The sequence below is a fragment of the Zwartia vadi genome, assembly GCF_030410375.1.
GTDB classification, from domain to species: Bacteria; Pseudomonadota; Gammaproteobacteria; order Burkholderiales; family Burkholderiaceae_B; genus Zwartia; species Zwartia vadi.
Window position 1 is genome coordinate 111,866 of the sequence record NZ_JAUHHE010000013.1, and the last position, 6,888, is coordinate 118,753.

The following is a 6,888-nucleotide window of genomic DNA, read 5'->3' on the forward strand; positions in this document are numbered from 1 at the left end:
AAAAGTACCTTTTGGGCCGGTAAAAAGAAGCTAAAACAAGCCCTTTGCTTTGGCTGCCGCAATGCGTTCCTCAGTGAAACCAATGGAGCGCAATACCTCATCCCCATGCTGATTCAAGCTTGGACCAGTCGAACGGATTTGTCCGGGAGTCCCGGAAAGTCGCGGGATGATGTTGTGCATTTTGACGGTACCCATCTCCTCGTCAGGCACTTCGACGATGACTTCACGCTTCTGTACATGTTCATCGGCCAACAATTGCTCAATGTCGTAGACAGGTGCTGCGGTCACGCCCGCCTGATGAAATCTGGCCAACATTTCACTTTGACTATGTTTGCCGATTTCACTTTGTAGCGCCTCATCGAGCGCCTCAACGTTGATGATACGTTGCTCGTTTGTTTTAAAACGCGGATCGTCAATCATGTCCGGACGCCCGATCGCTCGCATCGTCTTTTCAGCCATCGATTGGGTGGCAGCAGACATCGCAATCCATTTCCCATCAGCACTACGATAAGTGTTGCGCGGTGCATTGGTCGGCGCGCGATTGCCGCGACGCTGCTGAATTACGCCGCAATGCTGATACTCAGCCGCTGCAGGTCCTAGAATCGAAATCATGGACTCATAGATCGAGAGGTCGATCACCTGCCCTTTTCCGCCATGTCGTTCACGGTAAAACAGGGCGAACATCGTGGCTGAAGTCCCATATAGTGCGGTCGTCATATCCGCCAGTGGGAGTGGAGGTAACGTAGGGGGGCCATCCGGCATGCCTGTCATATTTGCAAAACCACTCATCGACTCGATCAAGGTCCCAAAACCCGGACGCGAGCTATACGGTCCCGTTTGACCCCAGCCAGAAGCCCTGACGAGCACAAGACCCGGATTGATTTCGAGTAACCGCTCAGGTGACAAGTCCCAACTTTCCAGCTTGCCGGGGACAAATCCCTCGATCATCACATCAAAATGCGGGATCATCTCCAGCAGGATATCTCTACCCTCCTGAACGGCAAGATTCAACGTCATACTTTTTTTATTGCGGGCGTAAACCTTCCACCAAAATTCTTTTTTCTCTACAGCCCAACCGCGCAGAGGATCACCCTTGCCAGGCGCCTCGATTTTGACCACTTCGGCGCCAAAGTCGCCAAGCAAGGTACCAATGCAACCTCCCGCGACCAGTCGGGCACAATCAAGCACCCGAATACCTTCGAGAGGTAGAGGCGCTTCGGGTGATGAGGATGATTGATTTTTTGAGGAGGGATTTAGAGCGTCAGACATCGTCATTCTTATTCAGCAAGTTTCAAGGCGCGTGCAACGTCCAGAAGTTTCTGGGAATTTTTGACCATGGCGTAGTCGATGAGTTTGCCTTCGACGCGAATCGCGCCAACACCCTCAGCCTCTGCTCGAGTAAAACTATCCACAACCAGTTTTGCATAGGCGATTTCATCAGGCGAGGGTGAGAACACCGCATTTGCCGTCGCAATCTGATTAGGATGGATAACTAGTTTGCCTTGGAAACCCAATCCCTTCGCCTGAAGGCAATCAGCCTCATATCCCTCAGTGTCAGTGACATCAAAAAATACCGTATCAACAGGTGGCCGGATCCCTGCAGCACGACAAGCCAGCGCAGTCTGTATCTTTGCGTTCACCACATGCGGCCCGATGTTAGAGGTTGGAATACCCAAGTCACCGGTAAAGTCGCCCGCACCAAACATCAGCGTGGATAAACGTCCGCCAGCAAAGGCGATCTCCTCGGCACGTAACACCCCTCGCGCAGTCTCAAGAATGCCACAAAGCGTGATTTGCCCATGAGGCAAACCTTCTGAGCGAGACAACTCGTCAATCATGGCGCTTGCAATCCGAACCATTTCCGCCGACTCAGCCTTGGGCAGCACGATCCCGGCAATGCCACCCGTACAAACTGCACGCATATCCTCGGCAGTCATGCCCGTCATAAAGTCATTGACGCGCACATAAACCTGACGATCGGGTGAAACCGATTTGACGAGTTGATTGAGCATCAATCGAGCTTTCGGTTTTTCTGAAAGGGCGACAGCATCCTCAAGATCAAGAATCAACGCATCTGCCGCAGATTGCAAGGCTTTCTCGCATTTGCGCGCATCCATACCCGGCGCAAACAGCCAAGTTCGAATCGGTTTCACCAATGACGACATAAACAGCTCCTAGAAAACCTTTAATTATGGACGGATTTATTCGATCTTCAAGTTGTTTTCACGAATAACTTTGCCAAAATCGACTGAAGACTCCTGCATCCACTTTGCCAATGCCTGCGGCGTCATCGGAACGGGCGTTGCGCCCTGGGCAGCGATTCTTGAGAGAACCTCAGGGTCCTTCAAAATCGCATTGATTTCAGCATTCAGTTTGGCAACCACTGGAGCAGGTGTACCCGAAGCAACCAAGACACCCTGCCAACTTCCGCTTTGAGCGGCAGGCATCTTCAACTCACCAAAAGTCGGTACACTCGGCAAGGACTCCAGCCGCTTATCTCCGCTCACTGCAAGCGCGACAATCTGCCCGTTTTTGACATAGGGCAAGGTCGCCGTCGATCCATTTACAATCACGTTGGATTCGCCGGACAGCACCGCGTTGATCGCGGCGGAACCACCTTTGTACGGAACTGTAACCCAATCAACTCCCCAGTGTTTGGCGAGCTCAAGTCCGACAATTTGATTGCCAGAACCCACTCCGGAGTGGGCAAAAATTAATTTGCCGGGATTGCTCTTTCCAAAGGCAAGCAACTCGGCCAGCGTTTTGACACCTAGTTTTGGATTCACGGCCAACAGATAGGGGGAAAAGCTGATCATCGAGACTGGCGCTAAATCCTTGACAGGGTTGTAAGTCAGTGTCGTGTAAAGATGCGGAGCCACGGCAAGCGAGGAAAGATCCATGAGCAACAGGGTATGGCCGTCGGGATCAGACTTTGCAACGATTGAGGCGCCTAGATTACCTGCTGCACCCGGACGATTTTCAACAACAACCGTCTGCTTGAGTGAGGTGGATAATTTGGGCGCGATCATGCGCGCCAAAATATCCGATGTTCCGCCAGGCGCGAAAGGTACGACAAGTTTGATCGGCTTAGTGAAGCTGACCGTACCTTGTGCGAGCGTTGAGCCCATGCTGACAGTGCCTAACACTGCCAATAAGCTTGCTAAAACTTTGCGACGAATCATGGTTGTCTCCATTTACACGATTGGTTTTTTTATGTAGTACTTCAAATACTCCCCTAATATACTAGTATCAAGTTGCCTCACACCAACCCCAATGAACATAAAGTCTAGACTTTTACTGTTAGCATGAAAAAAATTAAGTGGATATTTGTTGTTCTGATGTTGCTGTGCACACTGCTGTATTGGCTCAGCCTCTCAGATGTTGAACGCACACTTGAGCCTTGGGCACTGCGCAAATCAGTACTCTACTACACAGGAATCATGTCCTTTTTCGCCATGACTCTCGGCATGATTCTCGCCATGCGATTGAGAATGATCGAGAATTGGCTCGGCGGGCTCGACAAACACTACCGGCTGCATAAATGGCTGGGGATCACAGCAGCATTATTCGCGCTGGCCCATTGGCTCAGCAAAAAATACAAATGGCTGGTTGAGCTGGGTGTATATGAACAGTCCGCTTTTAAAACACCGGCTGGCACGCGTGATTTTTTTCAGCATACTAATTTTTTCAAACCTCTGGAAAATCTGGCGGAAGACTTAGGTGAATGGGCGCTATACGCCCTGATAGCGTTGGCTGTGCTTGCACTATGGAAAAAATTTCCTTATCGCTACTTTTTTAAAACGCATCGTATTCTGGCCGTGATCTACCTGATCCTTGCCTTTCACACACTCATACTTTTTGGCAAAATGGATTGGCAAACGCCAATCGGGGTGCTGGTTGGCGCCCTGCTAGTCTTGGGTCCTCCCGCAGCATGTGCATCACTTTTGCAACGGATAGGCGTCACCCATCGAGCATCCGGTCGAATCAGCGAAATCACACTCCATGCTGACGGCAAAGTCACACAAGTGGAAGTCACGCTCACCACGCCCTGGGAAGGACACAAAGAAGGTCAATTTGCTTTTGTCACCTTTCATCAAAAAGAGGGTCATCACCCCTTTACGCTGTCTTCAAGCTGGAAAAATGATGCACGCCTCAGCTTTCACATCAAGCAACTCGGTGATTACACCCGCACCCTTAGCCGAACGCTTAAAGTAGGCGATCCAGTGACTGTAGAAGGCCCCTATGGAAAGTTTGATTTCTCTGATTACCCTGGTCCGCAAGTCTGGATCGCAGGCGGAATCGGCATCACGCCCTTCTTATCTCGTCTTGAAAAACTTGCCCACGAACCAGATCAACACAAAGAGAGAATCACTCTTTTTTACAGCGCTCGCGACTCCGATCAAGCGCTGATTGACTACGTTGCAGAGTTGGCAAACAAAGCAAACGTTAATCTCCATCTTTCTGTGAGCGGTCGACACCCTCCTGTCACCGCACAAACTATACGCGGCGTCATCCCTGATCTGCAAGATCGCACTGTCTGGTTCTGCGGCGCCTCTGGTTTTGGAGAGTCCATTAAAAAAGGACTAAAAGAACTTGGCGTGCCCGACCATCGTTTTCACCAAGAACTCTTTGAAATGCGTTGAGTGACTGCAAACATGCACAAAAAAAATACAAAAAATCTCGACGTGACTGAAACAAATCCGACAGTCGTTGCACAATTCAGATTACGCATCAAATATGGTGAGGCAATCGCTATTGGTCCCGGGAAAATAGCGATACTGGAAGCGATTGACGAGACCGGCTCGATCTCGGCTGCGGGTCGTCAGCTCGGCATGTCCTACCGTCGCGCCTGGCTACTTGTTGACCAGATGAACCAGTATTTCAAAGACCCCGTTGTACACGCCGCGACCGGTGGCACTCAAGGAGGAGGCACTGCTTTGACAGAAACGGGGCAAGAAGTCGTTCGACTGTACCGCAGCATAGAGCAACAGGCCGAAACACAATCCGCCTCGCTCCTTCAGTCACTCAAAGAAAAAATTCGCACAAGCACAAGTGATCTTTGACGGTACGATTTACTTGGGAAAAATAAAGGTCACACTCGCACGTCCGCCCCATCCCGATGGACCTCCCGGTACACTAGATAAGTAATAGCGCGCACCGATTGAAAAAGATACAGGCATTTTGTCGAACATCACAAGCTTCGATACGGTGGCATTCATCGGGTTTTGAGCACGACGCGTATCCCAGTTAAATGTCGACTGTGTATTCAGGGTATAAGTCCAGGCATTCTTTGTCACATAAGACACAAACGGCTGCCAATAGGTATTGTTAGCGGTACCCGCCACATCTGAACCACCAACACTCCACGTCTGATAAGCCAACATCCCGACAGTCCAGGGCTCTTTCATGTAAAGACCGACGGCACTCAATCCGGCACCTGTTTGCGCAGTTCCGAATCGATTACCTGACATCGAGGGAGTTGAGACCACAGGCCCTACACCCCAAATAAACGGACCGGGGGTGTTTGGCGAAAAAAAGGTTTCGATGACAGCCGGACCGACTCCTGTTCCACTGAAGCCATTCACATCGTTTTGTGTCGCAGCGGAGATCACCGGACGCACGATGTAATTCCAACGAGGGTTTAATGTCAAAGGAACAACCGGCTGGAAAATATAACTCGTCGAGGAACCTTTACCGTCCAAACCCAACCCGCGATCATAATTAAACTGAAAGGGAACGGAGATAAGATTGGCTACAGGGTTGGTGAGTTTAGCGGCCAGATCCGATTCTCCTGAACCTGATTGCGCTCGCACACTCGTTGCGAGAGACATGGCTACAATCATCAACACACAATGTTTCAATGAAATACGACAAGTCAAAGTAAGCTCCAAAATTTAAATACGATTTTTATCCAATCGCAATAAAGAAAATTAAATCACCCCAAATTACCTGTCTTGTGCGGGCCGATTCAAAGAAGAATCTTGCTCGCTCACGCCAGACAAAACCGGAAGCGACACCTGAAACAGAGTCTGATTGTGCGGACCGCTCAATAACTTGATTGTGCCTTCGTGAGAGTCCAGGATCGCGCGACTCAACCAAAGTCCCATACCCATGCCTTTTTCTTTGGTGGTATTGAATAATTCAAAAATTGTCGCGACTCGCTCTTGAGGGACACCGGGACCGTTATCACTCACCTCTAATACCGCCCGATTGCCTCGGCGGAATGCGTGAATAAAAATACTCTTCTCGCCAGATAGGCCTCTTACGGCATCCATCGCATTGTTAACAAGATTTAGTATGACCATTTGGAGCTGATTTTGATCAGCTTTGACTAATAAGTCTGACTCAATCGCGGCATCGAGTTGTACCCCGTGCAATCGGGCCTCAGGCATGAGGATATGGTGAGCGTCAGACACTAAAGCACTCAGATCAAGCGTCACAAACTCGCTGGAACCTTTGACAAAAAAACTGCGTAGGCTGGATACAACAACCGCCGCTCGCGCATTATCTTGCAAAATATGCTCAAGGTATTCTTGAAAACCGTCTCGATCACCAGCGCGCTTATTTAGCGCCAACAGCAATTCCGTATTCAGGCGAATCGCGCCCAAGGGTTGGTTGATCTCATGCGCGATCGCTCCAAGCATCGTTCCCATGCTATTGGCTTTCGCGGACAATGACAATGTACGCATCAAAGAATTTTTTTCCTCAAGGATCTCCTCAAGGGATTTGTTTTTACTGCGCGAAAAAGCCAACTGTAAATCTGAACTGCACCCCAAAAGTTGGACACCCATCCAACTCTTGGGGTGTTTTTCATGGCGAAGTACGAAAAGGAATTTAAAAGATCAGTAGTTCATGATTACTTAGCAGGTGGCGGAGGCTACAAAAGGC

The 6,888-nt window shown here is 49.8% G+C and carries 7 protein-coding genes; 2 read left to right on the forward strand and 5 right to left on the reverse strand.

The features are described from left to right. Nucleotides 1-30 precede the first annotated feature (30 nt). Genes QWY27_RS12185 through QWY27_RS12195 form a run of 3 tightly spaced genes read right to left on the reverse strand, consistent with a single transcriptional unit; the run spans nt 31 to nt 3,182 of the window. Nucleotides 31-1,269, reverse strand: a complete 1,239-nt coding sequence (locus QWY27_RS12185) for a CaiB/BaiF CoA transferase family protein (RefSeq protein WP_290198649.1) — start codon at nt 1,267-1,269, stop codon at nt 31-33. Between the two features lie 8 nt (nt 1,270-1,277). Continuing rightward, a complete protein-coding gene (locus QWY27_RS12190; RefSeq protein ID WP_290198650.1) occupies nt 1,278-2,165 on the reverse strand; it encodes an HpcH/HpaI aldolase/citrate lyase family protein in 888 nt (295 codons plus the stop codon). Between the two features lie 36 nt (nt 2,166-2,201). Beyond that, on the reverse strand, nt 2,202-3,182 hold the full coding sequence (locus QWY27_RS12195) for a Bug family tripartite tricarboxylate transporter substrate binding protein (protein ID WP_290198652.1): 981 nt from the start codon (nt 3,180-3,182) through the stop codon (nt 2,202-2,204). A gap of 123 nt (nt 3,183-3,305) precedes the next feature. On the opposite strand from QWY27_RS12195, the gene QWY27_RS12200 reads away from it, so the two are divergent. Together QWY27_RS12200 and QWY27_RS12205 are read left to right on the forward strand one after the other, a co-directional pair. Beyond that, nucleotides 3,306-4,643 (forward strand): ferredoxin reductase family protein, encoded by a 1,338-nt coding sequence (locus tag QWY27_RS12200; RefSeq protein ID WP_290198653.1) that lies wholly within the window; start codon nt 3,306-3,308, stop codon nt 4,641-4,643. Between the two features lie 12 nt (nt 4,644-4,655). Then, complete coding sequence (locus QWY27_RS12205; RefSeq protein ID WP_290198654.1) at nt 4,656-5,063, forward strand: winged helix-turn-helix domain-containing protein; 408 nt, start codon at nt 4,656-4,658, stop codon at nt 5,061-5,063. A 9-nt stretch (nt 5,064-5,072) separates the two neighbouring features. Here QWY27_RS12205 and QWY27_RS12210 read toward each other — a convergent pair whose 3' ends face one another. Further along, nucleotides 5,073-5,831: a transporter gene (locus tag QWY27_RS12210; protein ID WP_290198655.1), complete on the reverse strand. Its 759-nt coding sequence runs from the start codon at nt 5,829-5,831 to the stop codon at nt 5,073-5,075. Nucleotides 5,832-5,945: 114 nt separating this feature from the next. Next, the gene (locus QWY27_RS12215; RefSeq protein WP_290198656.1) at nt 5,946-6,689 is read right to left on the reverse strand and encodes a sensor histidine kinase; all 744 of its coding nucleotides are present in this window, start codon (nt 6,687-6,689) and stop codon (nt 5,946-5,948) included. Nucleotides 6,690-6,888 lie beyond the last annotated feature (199 nt).